The following is an 18,407-nucleotide window of genomic DNA, read 5'->3' on the forward strand; positions in this document are numbered from 1 at the left end:
AGAACCGACGGGGCTGAAAAAAACCCGTACCAGATGGAAAAGGCGGCGATTGTAGCGAGAAAAATTATCGGCGGCTCGCTTAATCGTCAAAATGCCACTAGTGGCATTTGCCCCTGTAGGAGCGAGCTTGCTCGCGAAGAATTCACAGGCACCGCGTTCATTCAGGCAACCCGCGTTATCGTTGAGGTTTTTCGCGAGCAAGCTCGCTTCTACATTCCAGTCGCTCCAAAAAGCCGGCCGCCGGGGCCCCGTTACCGCAACAACGGTTCGGCCCCTATCAGTCCTTGCCCTCTGCCGACGTATGCCCATCCCATCCCCCGCCCAACGCCGCTATCAACTGCACACTCGCCACCAACCGAGTCTGCAGCAAGGTCAACACGGTGCGTTCATTACTCAAGGCTGTCGCCTGCACCGTGACCACATCCAGATAACCAATCAGCCCTGCCTTGTACTGGTTCTCGGTCAAGCGCAGCGATTCGCGGGCCGATTGCAGCGCTTCGTTGCTGACCACCGCCTCGTCTTCCAGCACCTTCAACTGCACCATGTAGTTTTCGACTTCACGGAAACCATCGAGCACCGTCTGGCGGTACTTGGCCACAGTCTCATCATAAGAAGCCACGGTACGGTCGACTTCCGCCGAGCGCTGGCCGCCATCGAACAGGGTCATGGCCAGTTTCGGCCCCACCGACCAGAAGCGGTTAGGCAGGCTGATCCAGTCAGCATAGGTGCTGCTGGAATAACCGCCCGCCAGACTCAGCGTCAAATCCGGGTAGTAAGCGGCTTTGGCCACACCGATATTGGCGTTGGCGGCGATTACCGAACGTTCAGCGGAGGCAATGTCCGGGCGACGCTCAAGCAACTGTGAAGGCACGCTGACCGGCACCTGCGGCAGCGTCGGAATGCTCTTGCTCACCGCCAGGTTGAAGTTGGCCGGAGCTTCGCCGATCAATACGGCGATGGCATTTTCCAGCTGCGCGCGCTGCCAGATCAGATCGATCAGGCTGGCCTGGGTGGTCTTGAGCTGGGTTTGCGCCTGGGCGATGGCCGCCTTGTCCGACACACCGGCGCGGTATTGGTTTTCGGTCATTTTCAGCGAGCGCTGGTAAGTCTCCAGCGTGGCTTGCAACAGACGGGTCTGTTCATCCATGACGCGCAGTTGCAGGTAGTCCTGCACCAGCTCTGACTGCTGGCTCAAACGCATCGCCGCCAGGTCCGCCGAGCTGGCCTCGGCGGTGGCTTCGTTGGCCTCCAGGCCACGGCGCAGCTTGCCCCACACATCCGCCTCCCAGCTCACCCCCAGTTGGGCGTTGAGGGTGTCGCGGATGCCGCTGCTGGAGCTGCTGAGGCTGGCGCTGCTGCTGCCGGTGCCCTGGCTGGCGCGGGTTTTCCCGACGCTCAAGTCAACCGTGGGGAAAAACGCACCGCGGGCGCTGCGCACCTGGGCCTGGGCCTGGCGAAAACGCGCTTCGGCCTGGGCCACGGTCTGGTTGGAATTATTCAGGCGTTCCACCAGCTCATTCAGTTGGCGATCACCGTACAACTCCCACCAGGCCCCACGGGCCAGGGCGTCGCTGGGGGTCGCCTGGCGCCAGCCCTGGGCTTGCTTGAATTGCGCGGGCTCGGCAACGTCCGGGCGCTTGTAGTCCGGGCCGATGGCACAGGCGCTGAGCAAAGCGCCGCAGAGCACCAGGCCGGCCAGGCGGGAACCACGGGGCATGCTCATGGCCAATTGGGCAAAGGTTGAATCGGTCATAGCGCAGTGTCCAAGGCAGCATCGGTACGCACGCCGCGCCAGGCGTTGAAACGGTGGCGCGCGCGGTCGAGATAGAGGTAGACCACCGGAGTGGTGTAAAGGGTCAGGATCTGGCTGAACACCAGCCCGCCGATGATCGTCAGGCCCAGAGGCTGGCGCATTTCCGCGCCATCGCCGGCGCCGAGCAGCAACGGCAAGGCACCGAGGATGGCGGCCAGCGTGGTCATCAGGATCGGCCGTAGGCGCAACAGGCAGGCGCTGCGAATCGACTCCAGCGGGCTCATGCCGTCATGGCGCTCCAGTTGCAGGGCCAGGTCGATCATCAGGATCGCGTTTTTCTTCACCACCCCGATCAACAGGAACAGCCCCAGCAAGGAGATCAGGCTGAATTCGCCGCCCAGCAAATAGATGGAGAGCAATGCGCCCACCCCCGCCGACGGCAAGGTCGACAGGATCGTCAGGGGGTGAATGTAGCTTTCATACAGAATGCCCAACACCAGGTACACCGCTACCAACGCGCCGAGGATCATGAACGGCTGGCCCTTCTGGGTCGCCGCAAACGCATCGGCCGTGCCGGCCATCTTGGCGATCACATCTTCCGGCAAACCGACCTTGGCCACCGCTCGTTCGATGGCGGCAGTGCCCTGCTCCACCGTCACGCCAGGCGCCAGGTCGAAGGCGATGTTTTCCGAAGCGAACTGGCCCTCGTGCCGCACGGTATCGGCGGCCAGGCTGTTTTCGTAATGAGCGATGGTGGACAACGGCACCCGCGCGCCCGTGGAGGTGATCACCTGCATCTGATTGAGGGTGATCGGGTCCTGGGCATATTTCGGGTTGACCTCCATCACCACCTGATACTGGTTGAGGCTGTCGTAGATGGTGGAAATCTGCCGCTGGCTGTAAGCATTATTCAGCACCGCCGTGACCATGCTCATGTCGATACCCAGGCGCTTGGCCTGGTCGCGGTCGACGATCAACGTCACCTGTGCGGCGCCACGGCCTTCACGGGCGTCGATGGCCGTCAGTTCCGGCAGTGAGTGGAACGCCGCCACCACTTTCGGGAACCACTCGCGCAACGCGGCCAGATCCCCGCTTTGCAGGATGTAGGAATACTGCGCACTGCTCTGGTCACGGCTGCCGCCAAATTGCAGGTCCTGGTCGGCCATCAGGAACAGGCGCCCGCCCGGCACCAACGGTACATCCTTGCGCAAACGCTCGATGACTGCCTGGGCCGAAATCTTGCGTTCGGCAATGGGCTTGAGGCGCACCAGCATCACCGCGTTATTGGTACCGTTGTTGCCGCCGATAAACCCGGCCACGCTGAGCACGGCCGGGTCCTTGAGGATGGCCTTGCGGAAGGTTTCCATCTTCGGCTGCATCACGCCGAACGACAGCCCGTCGTCACCGCGCACAAAACCGATCAACTGGCCGGTGTCCTGCTGCGGCATGAAGGTCTTGGGCACGACCACGTACAGCGCAATGTTCACCCCGACGGTGATCAACAGGCTCAGCAGCGTGAGGCGCCGATGACGCAACACCCAGTCCAGGCTGGTGGCATACGCCGCGACCATGCGGTCGTTGACCCGCTGGCTCCAGCGCTGCAAACCGGTCATGTGCCCTTTGACATGGGGCTTGAGCCAACGGGCGCAGAGCATCGGGGTCAAGGTCAGCGACACAACCAGCGAGACGATGATCGCCGAGGACAAGGTGATGGAAAACTCACGGAACAGGCTGGTGACGATACCGCCCATAAACAGGATGGACAGGAACACCGCCACCAGCGACACGTTCATCGACAACAAGGTAAAGCCGACTTCCTGGGCGCCCAGGTAGGCCGCTTTCATCGGCGGCACGCCGTCGTCGATATGCCGGGAGATGTTCTCCAGCACCACAATGGCATCGTCCACCACCAGCCCGGTGGCCAGGATCAGCGCCATCAGCGAGAAATTGTTCAGCGAAAAGCCGAACAGGTACATCACCGCAAAGGTCCCCACCAACGACACCGGCACCGCCAGGGTCGGGATCAGCGAGGCGCGGAAGTTACCCAGGAACAGGTACACCACCAGCACCACCAGGGCCACCGCAATCAGCAAGGTCATCTCGGCTTCATGCAAGGTGGCGGTGATCACCGGCGAGCGGTCCATGGCCAGGTTGAGCTTGACGCTGGACGGCAGCACCGCTTGCAAGGCCGGCAACTGGGCCTTGATCTGGCGCACCGTCTCGATGATGTTCGCGCCGGACTGGCGGTTGATCACCAGCAGCACCGCCGCATCATTGTTGAAGAAGCCGCTGTTGTAGCGGTCTTCCACGCCATCACTGATCTTGGCCACATCGCCCAGGCGCAGGGCAGCGCCATTCTGGTAGCGGATCAGCAGCGGCTCGTAGTCCTTGGCCTTTTCCAACTGGTCGTTGGCCTGGATCTGCCAGTTGCGTTCGCTGTCTTCCAGGGAGCCCTTGGGCCGGCGCTGGTTGGCATTGGCGATGGTGTTGCGCACGTCATCCAGGGCCACGCCATACTGGTCGAGGGCCTTGGGCTCAAGCTCGATACGCACCGCAGGCAGGGAGCTGCCACCGATCTGCACTTCGCCCACACCCGGCACCTGGGACAGGCTCTGGGACAGGATGGTCGAAGCCAGGTCGTACAGCTCGCCCTTTTGCAGCACATCGGAGGTCAGCGACAGCACCATGATGGGTGCCTGCGACGGGTTGATCTTCTTGTAGGTCGGCATGCTGCGCATGCCGCTGGGCAGCAGGTTGCGCGAGGCGTTGATCGCCGCCTGCACTTCCCGTGCGGCGCCGTTGATATCACGCCCGGAGTCGAATGCGAGGATCACCCGCGTAGAGCCCTGGCTCGACGAACTGCTCATGGTGGTAATGCCGGCGATCGCGCCGAACGAACGCTCCAGCGGCGTCGCCACGGTCGATGCCATCACCTCGGGGCTGGCACCGGGCAAGCTGGCCGACACCACGATCACCGGGAAGTCGATCTGCGGCAGCGGCGACACCGGCAACAGGTTGAAACTTACGCCGCCCAGCAACAGGATCGCCAGGCTCAGCAGCATGGTAGCGACCGGCCTGAGGATGAAAGGTCCGGACAGGTTCATGACTCAACCGGCTCCAGGCTTTGCGGCTCTTTGCGCCAGCGACGGCCAAGGCGGTCGAAGTACAGGTAGATCACCGGCGTGGTGAACAGGGTCAGGACCTGGCTCACCAGCAAACCACCGACCATCACCAGCCCGAGCGGCTGGCGCAACTCTGCACCGGAGCCGGTGGCCAGCATCAGCGGCACCGCGCCGAACAACGCGGCCAGGGTGGTCATCAGGATCGGCCGGAAACGCAAGAGCGCCGCCTGATAGATCGCCGTCTGTGGGTCCAGGCCCTGGTTGCGTTCGGCGTCGAGGGCGAAGTCGATCATCATGATCGCGTTCTTTTTCACGATACCGATCAGCAGAATGATGCCGATGATCGCGATCATGCCCAGGTCATTGCCGCTGAGCAGCAACGCCAGCAAAGCCCCCACGGCGGCGGACGGCAAGGTCGACAGGATGGTGATCGGGTGGATGTAGCTCTCGTACAGCACGCCCAGCACGATATACATGGTGACCACCGCCGCCAGGATCAGCAGCAAAGTGCTCGACAGCGACGCTTCGAAAGCCTGGGCCGCCCCCTGGAACTGGGTCTGCACGCCGATCGGCATGCCGATGTCCTTCTGGGTCTGGTTGATCAGCTCCACGCCTTTGCCCAAGGCGACGCCAGGGGCCAGGTTGAATGACATCATCACCGCCGGGAACTGGCCGATGTGGGCAATCGCCAGTTGGGCCTGGCGCTGTTCCACATGGGCCAGGCTCGACAGCCGCACCTGGCCGCCGTCGGTGGTTTTCACGTGGATCTGGTTCAGCGCCGCCGGGCCCAGGGTTTCACCGGACTGGGCCTGCAAGACCACGCGATATTGGCTGGCCTGGGTGTAGATGGTGGAGATCTGCCGCTGGCCGAACGCATCGTAGAGGGCATCGGTGATGGTCGACACGCTGACGCCCAGGCGCGAGGCCGCATCGCGGTCGATCACCAGGAACACCTGCAAGCCCTTATCCTGCAGGTCACTGGCGACGTCGGTAAGCTCCGGCAGCTGGCTGAGAGCGTGCACCAGTTTGTCACTCCACAGCGCCAGCAGCTCGGCGTCCGGTGAGGACATGCTGAACTGGTATTGCGTGCGGCTGACGCGGTCTTCGATAGTCAGATCCTGCACCGGCTGCATGAACAGGCGGATCCCCACCAGCTTGTCGATTTGCGGTTGCAGGCGTGTAATCACCTGGGCCGCGCTCAAGTTGCGCTGCCCATGGGGCTTGAGGTTGATCAGCAAGCGGCCGCTGTTGAGGGTGGCGTTGTCGCCATCCACGCCAATGTAGGACGACAGGCTTTGCACCGCCGGGTCAGCCAGGATGATCTTGGCCAATTCCTGCTGGCGCTGGCTCATGGCCGCAAAGGAAATCGACTGCGGCGCCTCGGAAATCCCCTGGATCACGCCGGTGTCCTGCACCGGGAAGAAACCCTTGGGCACCACCAGGTACAGGAATACCGTCAAGCCCAGGGTGGCGACGGCCACCAGCAAGGTCAGCGGTTGATGCTTGAGCACCCACTGCAATTTGCGCCCATAGGCTTCGATCAGCCAGTCGATCCAGGCGCCGCTGGCCTTGTAAAAGCGGCCCTGCTCGGCTTCCTTGGGTTCGCGCTTGAGCAAACGTGCGCACATCATCGGCGTGAGGGTCAGGGACACCACCAGGGAAATCAGGATCGCCACCGCCAGGGTAATGGCGAATTCACGGAACAGCCGACCGACCACATCGGCCATGAACAGCAGCGGAATCAGTACCGCGATCAGCGACAGGGTCAGGGAGACCAGGGTGAAGCCGATCTGCTTGGCCCCCTTGAGTGCCGCCGCCAGTGGCGTCTCGCCCTCCTCGATATAACGCGAAATGTTCTCCAGCATCACGATCGCATCGTCCACCACGAAACCGGTGGCGATGGTCAGGGCCATCAGCGTCAGGTTATTGATGGAGAAGCCCGCCAGGTACATCACGCCAAAGGTGCCGACCAGCGACAGCGGCACGGCGATCGACGGAATGATCGTGGCGCTGAAACGACGCAGGAACAGGAAGGTCACCATTACCACCAAGGCAATGGCGATGAGCAGTTCATGTTGCACGTCGGTGACGGAGGCACGGATGGTCTGGGTGCGGTCGGTCAGCACCGTCACATCGAGGCCGGCCGGCAGGTTGTCGGTGATGCTCGGCAACAGCGCCTTGATGCGGTCCACCACTTCGATCACGTTGGCGCCCGGCTGGCGCTGGATATTCAACAACACGGCCTGGTTTTCGTTGGCCCAGGCGGCCAGACGCTCGTTTTCGGCGCCGTCGACGATCTGTGCCACGTCTTTCAGGCGCAGCGGCGCGCCATTGTTGTAGGCCAGGATCAGTTCGGCATATTGCTGCGGCGAGACCAACTGGTCGTTGGCGTCGAGCATCGACACACGGGTCGGCCCGTCGAAGTTACCCTTGGGCTGGTTGACGTTGGATGCGGCGATCAGGGTGCGCACGTCCGACAGGTTCAACCCGTTGGCCGCCAGCGCTTCAGGGTTGACCTTGATGCGCACGGCCTGGCGCTGGCCACCGGCGATGCTGACCATGCCGACACCGCTGATCTGCGCGATTTTCTGCGCCATGCGTGTATCGACCAGGTCATTGAGCTTGGGCAGCAACATGGTCTTGGAGGTGATGGCCAGGGTCAGTACCGGAGTGTCCGCCGGGTTGACCTTGTTGTACACCGGCGGTGCCGGCAGATCCTTGGGCAGCAGGTTGGTGGCGGCGTTGATCGCGGCCTGTACCTGCTGCTCGGCGACATCCATATTGATGTCGAGGTTGAAACGCAGGGTCAGCACCGACGCGCCGCCGGAGCTGGTGGATGCCATCTGGGTCAGGCCGGGCATCTGGCCGAACTGGCGCTCCAGGGGCGCGGTGACGGCGCTGGTCATCACGTCCGGGCTGGCGCCGGGGTACAGGGTCATCACCCGGATGGTCGGGTAGTCCACCTGGGGCAGTGCCGATACCGGCAGCAAGCGATAAGCGATGATGCCGGCCAGGACAATGGCCAGCATGCTCAGGGTGGTGGCGACCGGGCGAAGGATAAACAGCCGCGACAGGTTCATGAACCGACCTTTTGCGCCTTGCCGGCGTCAGCACCGGTCTTCTCCTTTGCTGCGGGTTTGCCTTGCAGGTGCTCGGTCGGGGTCGTCGGCACTTCGCTGCTGTCGTTGACCACTTCGATTTCGCTGCCATCCTTCAAGCGGTCGGTGCCTTCCAGCACCACACGGTCACCGGCGACCAGACCTTCCTTGATCACCGTGTTGTCGCCATCGGAATCACCGACCACCAACGGCTGCATCTTGACCTTCTTGTCGCCGTCGAGCTTGTAGACAAAGGTGCCGTTATTGCCGAACTGGATCGCGGCGGACGGAGCCAGCACCACGTTGTGCAGGGTGTCGGCCAGCAGGTGCACATTGACGAACTGGTTGGGGAACAGCGCCTGATCCTTGTTATCGAAGCGCGCCTTGAACTTCAGGGTGCCGGTGGTGACGTCGATCTGGTTGTCGAGGCTCTGCAACACACCGACGGCCTGTTTCTTTACGTCGCCACGGTCCCAGGCTTCCACGGGCAACTTGTTGCCGGCGTGAAAGCGGGCGAGCACGGTGTCGAGGGTGTTTTCCGGCAGGGTGAAGACCACGCTGATCGGCTGGGTTTGAGTGATCACTGCAAGGAAGGTGGTGTCATTGGCGGACACCAGGTTGCCCACGTCGACCTGACGCAAGCCCACTCGCCCACTGATGGGGGCGCGGATCTTGGTGAATTCGAGGTTGAGTTTGGCGTCGTCTACCGCGCCCTGGTTGGTCTTGACCGTGCCCTGGTATTGCAGGACCAGCGCTTCGGCAGTGTCCAGGGTTTGCTTGGCAATACTGTCCTGGGCATACAAGTCGCGATAACGCTGCACATCGACCTGGGCGTTTTTCAACTGGGCCTGGTTCTGCAACAGCGTGCCCTGGGCCTGAAGCAAGGCGTTCTGGTAACTGCGCGGGTCGATTTCCGCCAAAAGGTCGCCGGCCTTGACCATCTGCCCTTCTTCAAAGGCAATCTTCACCAACTCACCGCCCACCCGGCTGCGTACATTGATGGTATTGAGCGCGGTGACCGTGCCCAATGCCTTGTAGTACACCGGGAACTCCCCCTGCACCGCCGGCGCCACGCGAACCGGGATCGGGCCGGTGGAGCCGCCAAAGCCAGGTCGCATCATCCCCGACTTGCCGGCGCGGCCTTCCGACTTCGGTGCGGCGGCGTCCTTGTGGCTGCTGCCAGGCCAGAACTTCCAGCACAGGCCGGCGATGACCAGCAGCACAAACAGGCCGAACAACCAGCGGCGGGACTTATGGGGGGAGGATTGCATGGATTGATCAACCATTGGGCGCGAGAGCTTCTTCTTTGGGAGGCTGAAAGATAAGCACTGGGGCGCATTAAGAAAAGCGCCTTTACCGGCTATTTACCTTGGACTTACAAGTTTTAACTTCTGAGCTTAGTCGGCCCGCTATTTCGCTAAGCATCTGAGACGCAAATAAAAACGGCCTGGACTAGGCCAGGCCGCAAGCATGCATCACGCGTGTTACTGCAAAACGACAGTCACGCGCAGAAACAGTTACTTCAAAACAGCCAGGGCTGCTTCGTAGTTCGGTTCCTGGCCGATTTCGGAAACCAGCTCGCTGTGCAGCACGTTGTTGTTTTCGTCCAGTACCACCACGGCACGCGCGGTCAGGCTGCGCAGCGGGCCATCAACGATGTTCACGCCGTAGTCTTCGGAGAACGCAGCGCTGCGGAAGTCCGACAGGTTCTTCACGTTTTCCAGGCCTTCGGAACCGCAAAAGCGCGCTTGGGCGAATGGCAGGTCCGAGGAGATGCACAGCACGACAGCGTTGCTCAGGTCATTGGCCTGGGCGTTGAACTTGCGCACCGAAGTCGCGCAGGTCGGCGTGTCGACGCTTGGGAAGATATTCAGCACTTTGCGCTTGCCGGCGAAGGTCGCCAAGGTGACCTCCGATAAGTCAACGGCAGTCAGGGTGAAGTCTGGGGCCTGGGAGCCGACTTGCGGCAGTTCGCCTTCAACTTGCACAGGGTTACCACGAAGGGTGACTTGAGCCATGAACAGAATCCTTATGCTGGTTTATTGAAACGAATTCGAGAGGCGGAAGTTAACCACAAAGTCCCGTCGCTACCTACCGCCGTACACAAATTGTCATGTCGTGCCGTTGTGGTTTAATTGCGCGCTTTCGCCCGCCCCTCAAGGAACTCGTCGTTGATGAATCAGCCCGCCACCAAAGTCCTGGTCATTGGTTACGTCTGGCCGGAACCCCGTTCTTCTGCCGCAGGCGGGCATATGATGCAGATACTGGAGAGTTTTCTTACACAAGGTTGGGACATTACCTTCAGTAGCCCCGCCACCGTTGGCGAACATAAGGCTGACCTGTCGGCACTGGGCATTGCCGAACGCAACATCGAACTCAATAACAGCAGTTTCGATGACTTTATCCGCGAACTGGCCCCGGATATCGTGCTGTTCGACCGTTTCATGATGGAAGAACAGTTCGGCTGGCGCGTGGAAAAATGCTGCCCGGATGCCCTGCGCGTACTGGAAACCTCAGACCTGCAAAGCCTGCGCGACGCGCGCCATCAGCGTCTCAAGGAGCACCTCAAGGCTGACCCCGACGGTGATGACTTCAGCGCCCTGTTCTGCGCCGATTTGCAACCGGCGTTCCAAGGCATGGCCGACACCGACCTGGCCAAGCGCGAGATCGCCGCGATTTACCGCTGTGACATCAGCCTGATGATCTCCGACCTGGAAATCCGCCTGCTCACCGAGCAGTTCAAGGTGCCGGCGGCCCTGCTCCATTGGTGCCCGCTGATGATGGCACCCCCCACCGAGCCCTTTGCGCCCTTTGAAGACCGTGCGCACTTCCTCAGCATCGGCAACTTCCGCCACGCCCCGAACTGGGATGCGGTGCTCTGGATGAAAAACAGCCTCTGGCCGCTGATCCGCCAGCAATTGCCCGGCGTCCAGCTGCATATCTACGGCGCCTACACCCCGCCCAAAGCCACGGCCCTGCACAACCCAGCCCAGGGTTTCCATGTGATGAACTGGGCCGAAGACGCCTTGCAGGTGATGACCGCAGCGCGTATCTGCCTGGCGCCCTTGCGCTTCGGTGCCGGCATCAAAGGCAAACTGGCGGATGCCATGCTCTGCGGCACCCCAAACATCACCACGCCGATCGGCGCCGAAGCCATGGGCGACGAGCAACCCTGGCCCGGCATGATCGAGCAGAGTGCATCCGCCCTGGCTGCGGCAGCCGTGGCGTTGTATCAAGACCGCGAGCGCTGGACCCAGGCCCAGGAAAACGGCCGCCAGCTACTGGCCCGGCGCTATGATCAGAACGTCCACGGCCCGGCGTTGGTGGCGTGCCTGGAGGAGTGCCGCAGCCGGCTTGCGGCCCATCGACGGGATAACTTCACCGGCAGCATGCTGCGTCACCATGCCCATAAAAGCACCCAGTACATGTCCCAGTGGATCGAGGCAAAAAACCGCCTGCCTTAAACGCCGAGGCTGGCGGGGTTGCATGCAACGGGGCATTATCCTACGCAGCAACCACAATAAAGCGACGGCAGCATGACCCGAGCAACGCGAATCACCGACCCTTCCTACGAGCTGATGGACGACCACAACGGCCTGTCCATCATCTATCGCCAGCATGGCTTCCCCTGCCCCCTGGTGCGCTGGCACTTCCACAAGGAATACGAGCTGCACCTGATCGTCGCCAGCTCCGGCAAGGTGTTTATCGGGGACTATATCGGCAATTTCTACCCGGAAAGCCTGTTCCTCACCGGCCCTAACCTGCCCCACAACTGGATCAGCCAGGTGGAGGAAGACGAGGTGGTGCCCAAGCGCGACATGCTGGTGAATTTCACCGATGAGTTGCTGGAGAACGGCAGCCAGATCTTTACCGAACTCAAGACCTTGGCGCCGCTGTTGGAGCGGGCACAGTACGGCATCGAATTTCGCTGCAAAAAGACCATCGCCCAAGCCATGACCTTGATGCAACGTATCGAAGACGCCCAGGGCATGGCGCGCCTGGGGCACTTCTTCATCCTGCTGGAGGTGCTCAGCGCCTGCGAGGACTACCAGTTGCTCTCGGGCGTCACCACCCCGCAACTGGCGGATGAACACAGCATCGACCGCACCAACCGCGCGGTGGACTATATCTTTGCCCACTACGCACGCGAGCTGCCGCTGGAAGAAGTGGCGGACTACCTGGGGATGAAGCCGACCTATTTTTCACGGGTCTTCAAACAGGCCACCGGACGCACGTTTATCGAATTCGTCAATCGACTGCGCATCAGCAAATCCTGCGAACTGCTGGCCGACGGCGATAAAGCGGTGACGGATGTGTGTTTTGAATCCGGCTTCAACAACATCTCCAACTTCAACCGACGCTTTCAGCAGCTCAAGGGCATGACCCCGTCCCACTATCGGCGTTTGGCGGTGCAACGGTTGACTGAGCAGAACCTGGCCTGAAGCTTTCAGTCACCGGCCGCGAGTGCAAAAAAGTATCAGCCGAAGTGCTCCCAAGGATTTGTCACCTCCCCATTTCAAGGCTGTAATCAACGCACACTCTTCCTGACTCCCTGTGGGAAGACACAACAACAATAACTGTCCTTCTGTAGCCCTCTGGGCGCGGAAATGGAGTGCGCGATGAAGTTCACAGCAAAATCTCTGCTTGCCTTTACTTGCATGACCACCTGCATGACCCTCAGCGCCGTCAGCTTTGGCGCGCAAACCCTGACCATCGCCACCGTGAACAACAGCGATATGATCCGCATGCAAAAGCTCTCGAAAACCTTCGAGACCGAGCATCCGGAGATCAAGCTGAACTGGGTGGTGCTCGAAGAAAACGTATTGCGCCAACGCCTGACCACCGACATCGCCACCCAAGGCGGGCAGTTCGACGTGTTGACCATCGGCATGTACGAAGCCGCACTGTGGGGCGCCAAAGGCTGGCTGGAGCCGATGAAGGATCTGCCGGCGTCCTACGACCTCGACGACGTATTCCCTTCGGTGCGTGACGGCCTGTCGGTCAAAGGCTCGCTGTACGCGTTGCCTTTCTACGCCGAAAGCTCGATCACCTATTACCGCACCGACCTGTTCAAGGACGCTGGGCTGACGATGCCCGAACACCCCACCTGGACCCAGATCGGCGAATTCGCCGCCAAACTCACCGACAAGACCAAAGAGCAGTACGGCCTGTGCCTGCGTGGCAAAGCCGGTTGGGGCGAGAACATGGCGCTGATCACCACCCTGGCCAACGGCTACGGCGCACGCTGGTTCGATGAGAAGTGGCAGCCGGAATTCAATGGGCCTGAGTGGAAGGACGCGCTGACCTTCTACGTCGACAACATGAAGAAATCCGGTCCGCCCGGTGCGTCCAGCAACGGTTTCAACGAAAACCTGGCGCTGTTCAACAGTGGCAAATGCGCGATCTGGGTCGACGCCAGCGTGGCCGGCTCATTCGTCACCGACAAAACCCAGAGCAAGGTGGCTGACCACGTCGGCTTCACCTTCGCCCCCCACGAGAAAACCGATAAGGGCACGTCCTGGCTGTACTCGTGGAGCCTGGCGATCCCGACCAGTTCCAAAGCCAAGGACGCCGCCAAGGTGTTCACCAGTTGGGCCACCTCCAAGGAATACAGCCAACTGGTGGCCAAGACCGACGGCATCGCGAATGTGCCGCCAGGCACGCGCAAGTCGACCTACAGCGACGAATACATGAAGGCCGCGCCGTTCGCCAAGGTGACGCTGGAATCGCTGAAAGTCGCCGACCCGACCAAACCGACGCTCAAGCCGGTGCCGTATATCGGTATCCAGTTGGTGACCATTCCTGAGTTCCAGGCGATTGGTACCCAGGTCGGCAAGTTCTTCTCCGGTGCGCTGACGGGCCAGCAGACGGTGGACCAGGCCTTGACCGCAGCGCAGACCACCACCGAGCGTGAAATGAAGCGGGCCGGTTACCCCATGTAACCCAGGCATCTCACCGTCAAATGTGGGAGGGGGTTTGCCCCCTCTCACCCTGACCGCACTCCGATTCTCGCTCTGTACTGGCCTTGAATACCATGAATACACCCGCCAAAAACCGCCTGGCCAACCCCGGCTGGTTCCTCGTCAGCCCTTCGGTGGCCTTGCTGCTGTTGTGGATGATCGTACCGCTGGGCATGACCCTGTACTTTTCGCTGATCCGCTACAACCTGCTCTACCCCGGCGAAAACTCATTCGTGGGGTTGGAAAACTTCACCTACTTCATCACCGACTCGGGCTTCCTGCCCGGCGCGACCAATACCCTGCTACTGGTGGGCAGCGTACTGCTGATCAGCGTGGTGTTCGGCGTGCTGATCAGTGCCCTGCTGGAAGCCAGTGAGTTCTTCGGTCGCGGCCTGGTGCGGGTGATGCTGATCTCGCCGTTCTTCATCATGCCCACCGTCGGTGCACTGATCTGGAAGAACCTGATTTTCCACCCGGTCTCGGGGATTCTCGCCGCCGTGTGGAAGCTGTTCGGGGCCGAGCCGGTGGACTGGCTGGCGCACTACCCGTTGCTGTCGATCATCATCATCGTGTCGTGGCAATGGCTGCCCTTCGCCATTTTGCTGCTGATGACCGCCATGCAATCCCTCGACCAGGAACAAAAGGAGGCGGCGCGCCTGGACGGTGCCGGCGCCATTGCGATCTTCTGGCACCTGACCCTGCCCCACCTGGCGCGTCCGATTGCCGTGGTGGTGATGATCGAAACCATCTTCCTGCTCTCGGTGTTCGCCGAAATCTTCACCACCACCAACGGTGGCCCGGGCTACGCCTCGACCAACCTCGCCTACCTGATCTACAACCAGGCGCTGGTGCAGTTCGACGTGGGCATGGCCTCGGCCGGCGGCTTGATCGCCGTGGTCATCGCCAATATCGCGGCGATCATCCTGGTGCGGATGATCGGCAAAAACCTGACTGACAAGCCTTGAGGGCCGCGCCATGACGCTTCAACAATCCCGCCGCCTGCAAAGTGTGTTGCTCGGCACGCTGGCCTGGGCCATCGCGATCCTGATTTTCTTCCCGATCTTCTGGATGGTGCTGACCAGCTTCAAGACTGAAATCGATGCCTTTGCCACACCGCCGCAGTTCATCTTCACGCCGACGCTGGAGAACTACCTGCACATCAACGAGCGCAGCAATTACTTTGCGTACGCCTGGAACTCCGTGGTGATTTCCTTCAGCGCTACCGCCCTGTGCCTGCTGATCTCGGTGCCGGCCGCCTACTCCATGGCGTTCTACGAAACACAGCGCACCAAAGGCACGCTGCTGTGGATGCTGTCCACCAAGATGCTGCCGCCGGTGGGGGTATTGATGCCGATCTACCTGCTGGCCAAGAGCTTTGGCCTGTTGGATACGCGGATTGCGCTGATCATCATCTACACCCTGATCAACCTGCCGATCGTGGTCTGGATGGTTTACACCTACTTCAAGGACATCCCCAAGGACATCCTCGAAGCCGCCCGCCTGGATGGCGCCACCCTGTGGCAGGAAATGGTCCGCGTGCTGCTGCCGATCGCCAAGGGCGGCCTGGCCTCCACCGTGTTGCTGTCGCTGATCCTGTGCTGGAACGAGGCGTTCTGGTCGCTGAACCTGACCTCGTCCAGCGCCGCCCCGCTGACCGCGCTGATCGCCTCGTACTCCAGCCCCGAAGGCTTGTTCTGGGCCAAGCTGTCGGCCGTGTCGACGCTGGCCTGTGCGCCGATCCTGATCTTTGGCTGGATCAGCCAGAAACAACTGGTACGCGGTTTGTCCTTCGGCGCCGTGAAATAACGGTTTCCTGATAAAAATTTGAAGATGGAGGCCCATCATGGCCAACCTGAAAATCAACAATCTGCAAAAAGGCTTCGAAGGCTTCTCGATCATCAAGGGCGTCGACCTGGAAGTGAATGACAAGGAATTCGTGGTGTTCGTCGGCCCATCGGGCTGCGGTAAATCGACCCTGCTGCGCCTGATCGCCGGCCTGGAAGAGGTGACCGAAGGCACCATCGAACTGGATGGCCGCGACATCACCGAAGTGACCCCGGCCAAGCGCGACCTGGCGATGGTGTTCCAGACCTATGCGCTGTACCCGCACATGAGTGTGCGCAAGAACATGTCGTTTGCCCTGGACCTGGCCGGTGTCGACAAAAAACTGGTTGAAAGCAAAGTCAGCGAAGCGGCGCGCATTCTCGAACTGGGTCCGTTGCTGGAGCGCAAGCCCAAGCAACTGTCCGGCGGCCAACGCCAACGCGTGGCGATTGGACGCGCGATTGTGCGCAATCCGAAGATCTTCCTGTTCGACGAGCCGCTGTCCAACCTCGACGCCGCGCTGCGCGTGCAGATGCGCCTGGAACTGGCACGCCTGCACAAGGAACTGCAAGCGACCATGATCTACGTGACCCATGACCAGGTCGAAGCCATGACCCTGGCCGACAAGGTGGTGGTGCTCAACAGCGGCCGCATCGAGCAAGTCGGCTCGCCGCTGGAGCTGTATCACCGGCCGGCCAACCTGTTTGTGGCAGGGTTTCTCGGCACGCCGAAAATGGGCTTCCTCAAAGGCCAGGTCACCCGCGTCGACAGCCAAGGCTGCGCCGTGCAGCTGGACGCCGGCACCCTGATCAACCTGCCCTTGAGCAGCGCCAGCTTGAGCGTAGGCAGTGCCGTAACCCTGGGGATTCGCCCGGAGCACCTGGAAATCGCCGCACCCGGCCAGACCACGCTGACCGTCACCGCCGACGTCGGCGAACGCCTGGGCAGTGACACCTTCTGCCATGTCGTGACCGCCAGCGGCGAGCCTTTGACCCTGCGCATTCGCGGCGACATGGCCAGCCAGTACGGCGAAACGCTGCACCTGCACCTGGACCCGGCGCACTGCCATCTGTTCGATACCGAGGGTGTCGCCGTGGCCCGCCCACTGCGCGCCGCCGCCTGATTTCGCGAGACTTGTGATGAAACTGAATAAACAGCACCTCACTCAACTGGCGCCGCAGGTGAAACTGCCGGCCTATGCGATTGCCGACACCACCCAAGGCATCGCCCATATTGGCGTCGGCGGTTTCCACCGTGCGCATCAGGCGTATTACACCGATGCCCTGATGAATACCGGCGAGGGCCTGGACTGGAGCATCTGCGGCGTCGGCCTGCGCAGCGAGGATCGCAAGGCGCGCGACGACCTGGCCGGCCAGGACTACCTGTTCACCCTGTATGAACTGGGGGATACCGACGACACCGAAGTGCGCGTGATCGGCTCGATCAGCGACATGCTGCTGGCCGAAGACGGTGCCCGGGCGCTGATCGACAAACTGGCCAGCCCCGAGATTCGCATTGTTTCGCTGACCATCACCGAAGGCGGCTACTGCATCGACGACAGCACTGGCGAGTTCATGGCCCATCTGCCGCAGATCCAGCACGACCTGGCCCACCCGAACGCACCTAAAACGGTGTTCGGGTTCATCTGCGCGGCATTGACCCAACGCCGTGCGGCGGGCACTCCGGCATTTACCGTGATGTCCTGCGATAACCTGCCGCACAACGGCGCGGTCACCCGCAAAGCGCTGCTGGCATTTGCCGCCCTGCACAACGCCGAGCTGCACGACTGGATCAAGGCCAACGTGAGTTTTCCCAACGCCATGGTCGACCGCATCACCCCGATGACCAGCACCGCCCATCGCCTGCAACTGCATGATGAGCATGGCATCGACGATGCCTGGCCAGTGGTGTGCGAACCCTTTGTGCAGTGGGTACTCGAAGACCGCTTCGTCAACGGCCGCCCGGCGTGGGAGAAGGTCGGCGTGCAGTTCACCGACGACGTCACACCGTATGAAGAAATGAAGATCGGCCTGCTCAATGGCAGCCACCTGGCGCTGACCTACCTGGGTTTTCTCAAGGGCTACCGGTTTGTGCACGAGACCATGAACGACCCGCTGTTTGTGGCCTATATGCGTGCCTACATGGACCTGGACGTCACGCCGAACCTGGCACCGGTGCCGGGCATCAACCTGAGCGACTATAAACAGAGCCTGGTGGAGCGCTTTTCCAACCGGGCGATTGCCGACCAGCTGGAGCGCGTGTGTTCCGACGGCTCGTCGAAGTTTCCCAAGTTCACCGTACCGACGATCAATCGCCTGATTGCCGACGGCCGGGAGACTGAACGCGCAGCACTGGTAGTCGCCGCCTGGGCGCTGTATTTGAAGGGTGTGGATGAGAATGGCGTGAGCTACAAGATCCCCGACCCGCGTGCCGAATTCTGCCAGGGGCTGGTGAGCGATGACGCCTTGATCAGCCGACGCCTGCTCGCGGTTGAAGAGATTTTCGGCACGGCTATTCCCAATTCGCCTGAGTTTGTGGCAGCGTTTGAGCGGTGCTTTTCCAGCTTGCGCGATCACGGCGTCACCCGAACCCTGGAGCACCTGCTGAAGAAACCGGCTTGAAACTGTGGGAGGGGGCTTGCTCCCGATAG

12 protein-coding genes are annotated in these 18,407 nt (G+C 61.4%); 7 read left to right on the forward strand and 5 right to left on the reverse strand.

Annotated features, from left to right (window positions below; genetic code table 11):
* Positions 1-277: 277 nt before the first annotated feature.
* From MJP36_RS18190 to tpx, 5 genes are all read right to left on the reverse strand, one after another.
* Positions 278-1,753, reverse strand: coding sequence for an efflux transporter outer membrane subunit (locus MJP36_RS18190; RefSeq protein ID WP_060757045.1), 1,476 nt, complete (start codon positions 1,751-1,753; stop codon positions 278-280).
* Positions 1,750-4,857, reverse strand: coding sequence for an efflux RND transporter permease subunit (locus MJP36_RS18195; protein ID WP_244383685.1), 3,108 nt, complete (start codon positions 4,855-4,857; stop codon positions 1,750-1,752). Before MJP36_RS18195 ends, MJP36_RS18190 begins: the two co-directional genes overlap by 4 nt.
* Positions 4,854-7,955 carry an MdtB/MuxB family multidrug efflux RND transporter permease subunit gene (locus MJP36_RS18200; protein WP_060757047.1) on the reverse strand — a complete coding sequence of 1,034 codons (3,102 nt, stop codon included), beginning with the start codon at positions 7,953-7,955 and terminating at the stop codon, positions 4,854-4,856. Before MJP36_RS18200 ends, MJP36_RS18195 begins: the two co-directional genes overlap by 4 nt.
* The gene (locus MJP36_RS18205; RefSeq protein ID WP_244383686.1) at positions 7,952-9,259 is read right to left on the reverse strand and encodes an MdtA/MuxA family multidrug efflux RND transporter periplasmic adaptor subunit; all 1,308 of its coding nucleotides are present in this window, start codon (positions 9,257-9,259) and stop codon (positions 7,952-7,954) included. The genes MJP36_RS18200 and MJP36_RS18205 overlap by 4 nt, the downstream gene beginning before the upstream one ends.
* Before the next feature lie 231 nt (positions 9,260-9,490).
* Complete coding sequence (tpx, locus tag MJP36_RS18210; protein ID WP_244383687.1) at positions 9,491-9,991, reverse strand: thiol peroxidase; 501 nt, start codon at positions 9,989-9,991, stop codon at positions 9,491-9,493.
* A 156-nt stretch (positions 9,992-10,147) separates the two neighbouring features.
* On the opposite strand from tpx, the gene MJP36_RS18215 reads away from it, so the two are divergent.
* The 7 genes from MJP36_RS18215 (at position 10,148) to MJP36_RS18245 (ending at position 18,378) form a co-directional block, all read left to right on the forward strand.
* On the forward strand, positions 10,148-11,437 hold the full coding sequence (locus tag MJP36_RS18215; protein WP_244383688.1) for a glycosyltransferase: 1,290 nt from the start codon (positions 10,148-10,150) through the stop codon (positions 11,435-11,437).
* 72 nt (positions 11,438-11,509) lie between these two features.
* The gene (locus tag MJP36_RS18220; RefSeq protein WP_060757051.1) at positions 11,510-12,415 is read left to right on the forward strand and encodes an AraC family transcriptional regulator; all 906 of its coding nucleotides are present in this window, start codon (positions 11,510-11,512) and stop codon (positions 12,413-12,415) included.
* Positions 12,416-12,631: 216 nt separating this feature from the next.
* The gene (locus MJP36_RS18225; RefSeq protein WP_425226348.1) at positions 12,632-13,915 is read left to right on the forward strand and encodes an ABC transporter substrate-binding protein; all 1,284 of its coding nucleotides are present in this window, start codon (positions 12,632-12,634) and stop codon (positions 13,913-13,915) included.
* A 92-nt stretch (positions 13,916-14,007) separates the two neighbouring features.
* Positions 14,008-14,898, forward strand: coding sequence for a carbohydrate ABC transporter permease (locus MJP36_RS18230; RefSeq protein WP_060757053.1), 891 nt, complete (start codon positions 14,008-14,010; stop codon positions 14,896-14,898).
* 10 nt (positions 14,899-14,908) lie between these two features.
* Positions 14,909-15,739 carry a carbohydrate ABC transporter permease gene (locus MJP36_RS18235; protein WP_060757054.1) on the forward strand — a complete coding sequence of 277 codons (831 nt, stop codon included), beginning with the start codon at positions 14,909-14,911 and terminating at the stop codon, positions 15,737-15,739.
* 37 nt (positions 15,740-15,776) lie between these two features.
* Entirely contained in the window at positions 15,777-16,880 is a 1,104-nt protein-coding gene (locus MJP36_RS18240) for an ABC transporter ATP-binding protein (protein WP_060757055.1), read from the forward strand.
* Positions 16,881-16,896: 16 nt separating this feature from the next.
* On the forward strand, positions 16,897-18,378 hold the full coding sequence (locus MJP36_RS18245) for a mannitol dehydrogenase family protein (protein WP_205343684.1): 1,482 nt from the start codon (positions 16,897-16,899) through the stop codon (positions 18,376-18,378).
* Positions 18,379-18,407 lie beyond the last annotated feature (29 nt).

This window comes from Pseudomonas palleroniana (genome assembly GCF_022836895.1).
Taxonomy (GTDB): domain Bacteria; phylum Pseudomonadota; class Gammaproteobacteria; order Pseudomonadales; family Pseudomonadaceae; genus Aquipseudomonas; species Aquipseudomonas palleroniana.

What these genes read in the sequence shown, in the direction of transcription:
- MJP36_RS18190 (WP_060757045.1), bottom strand. Translation starts at nt 1,753, where the DNA reads ATGACCGATTCAACCTTTGCCCAATTGGCCATGAGCATGCCCCGTGGT.
- MJP36_RS18195 (WP_244383685.1), bottom strand. Translation starts at nt 4,857, where the DNA reads ATGAACCTGTCCGGACCTTTCATCCTCAGGCCGGTCGCTACCATGCTG.
- MJP36_RS18200 (WP_060757047.1), bottom strand. Translation starts at nt 7,955, where the DNA reads ATGAACCTGTCGCGGCTGTTTATCCTTCGCCCGGTCGCCACCACCCTG.
- MJP36_RS18205 (WP_244383686.1), bottom strand. Translation starts at nt 9,259, where the DNA reads ATGGTTGATCAATCCATGCAATCCTCCCCCCATAAGTCCCGCCGCTGG.
- tpx (WP_244383687.1), bottom strand. Translation starts at nt 9,991, where the DNA reads ATGGCTCAAGTCACCCTTCGTGGTAACCCTGTGCAAGTTGAAGGCGAA.
- MJP36_RS18215 (WP_244383688.1), top strand. Translation starts at nt 10,148, where the DNA reads ATGAATCAGCCCGCCACCAAAGTCCTGGTCATTGGTTACGTCTGGCCG.
- MJP36_RS18220 (WP_060757051.1), top strand. Translation starts at nt 11,510, where the DNA reads ATGACCCGAGCAACGCGAATCACCGACCCTTCCTACGAGCTGATGGAC.
- MJP36_RS18225 (WP_425226348.1), top strand. Translation starts at nt 12,632, where the DNA reads ATGACCACCTGCATGACCCTCAGCGCCGTCAGCTTTGGCGCGCAAACC.
- MJP36_RS18230 (WP_060757053.1), top strand. Translation starts at nt 14,008, where the DNA reads ATGAATACACCCGCCAAAAACCGCCTGGCCAACCCCGGCTGGTTCCTC.
- MJP36_RS18235 (WP_060757054.1), top strand. Translation starts at nt 14,909, where the DNA reads ATGACGCTTCAACAATCCCGCCGCCTGCAAAGTGTGTTGCTCGGCACG.
- MJP36_RS18240 (WP_060757055.1), top strand. Translation starts at nt 15,777, where the DNA reads ATGGCCAACCTGAAAATCAACAATCTGCAAAAAGGCTTCGAAGGCTTC.
- MJP36_RS18245 (WP_205343684.1), top strand. Translation starts at nt 16,897, where the DNA reads ATGAAACTGAATAAACAGCACCTCACTCAACTGGCGCCGCAGGTGAAA.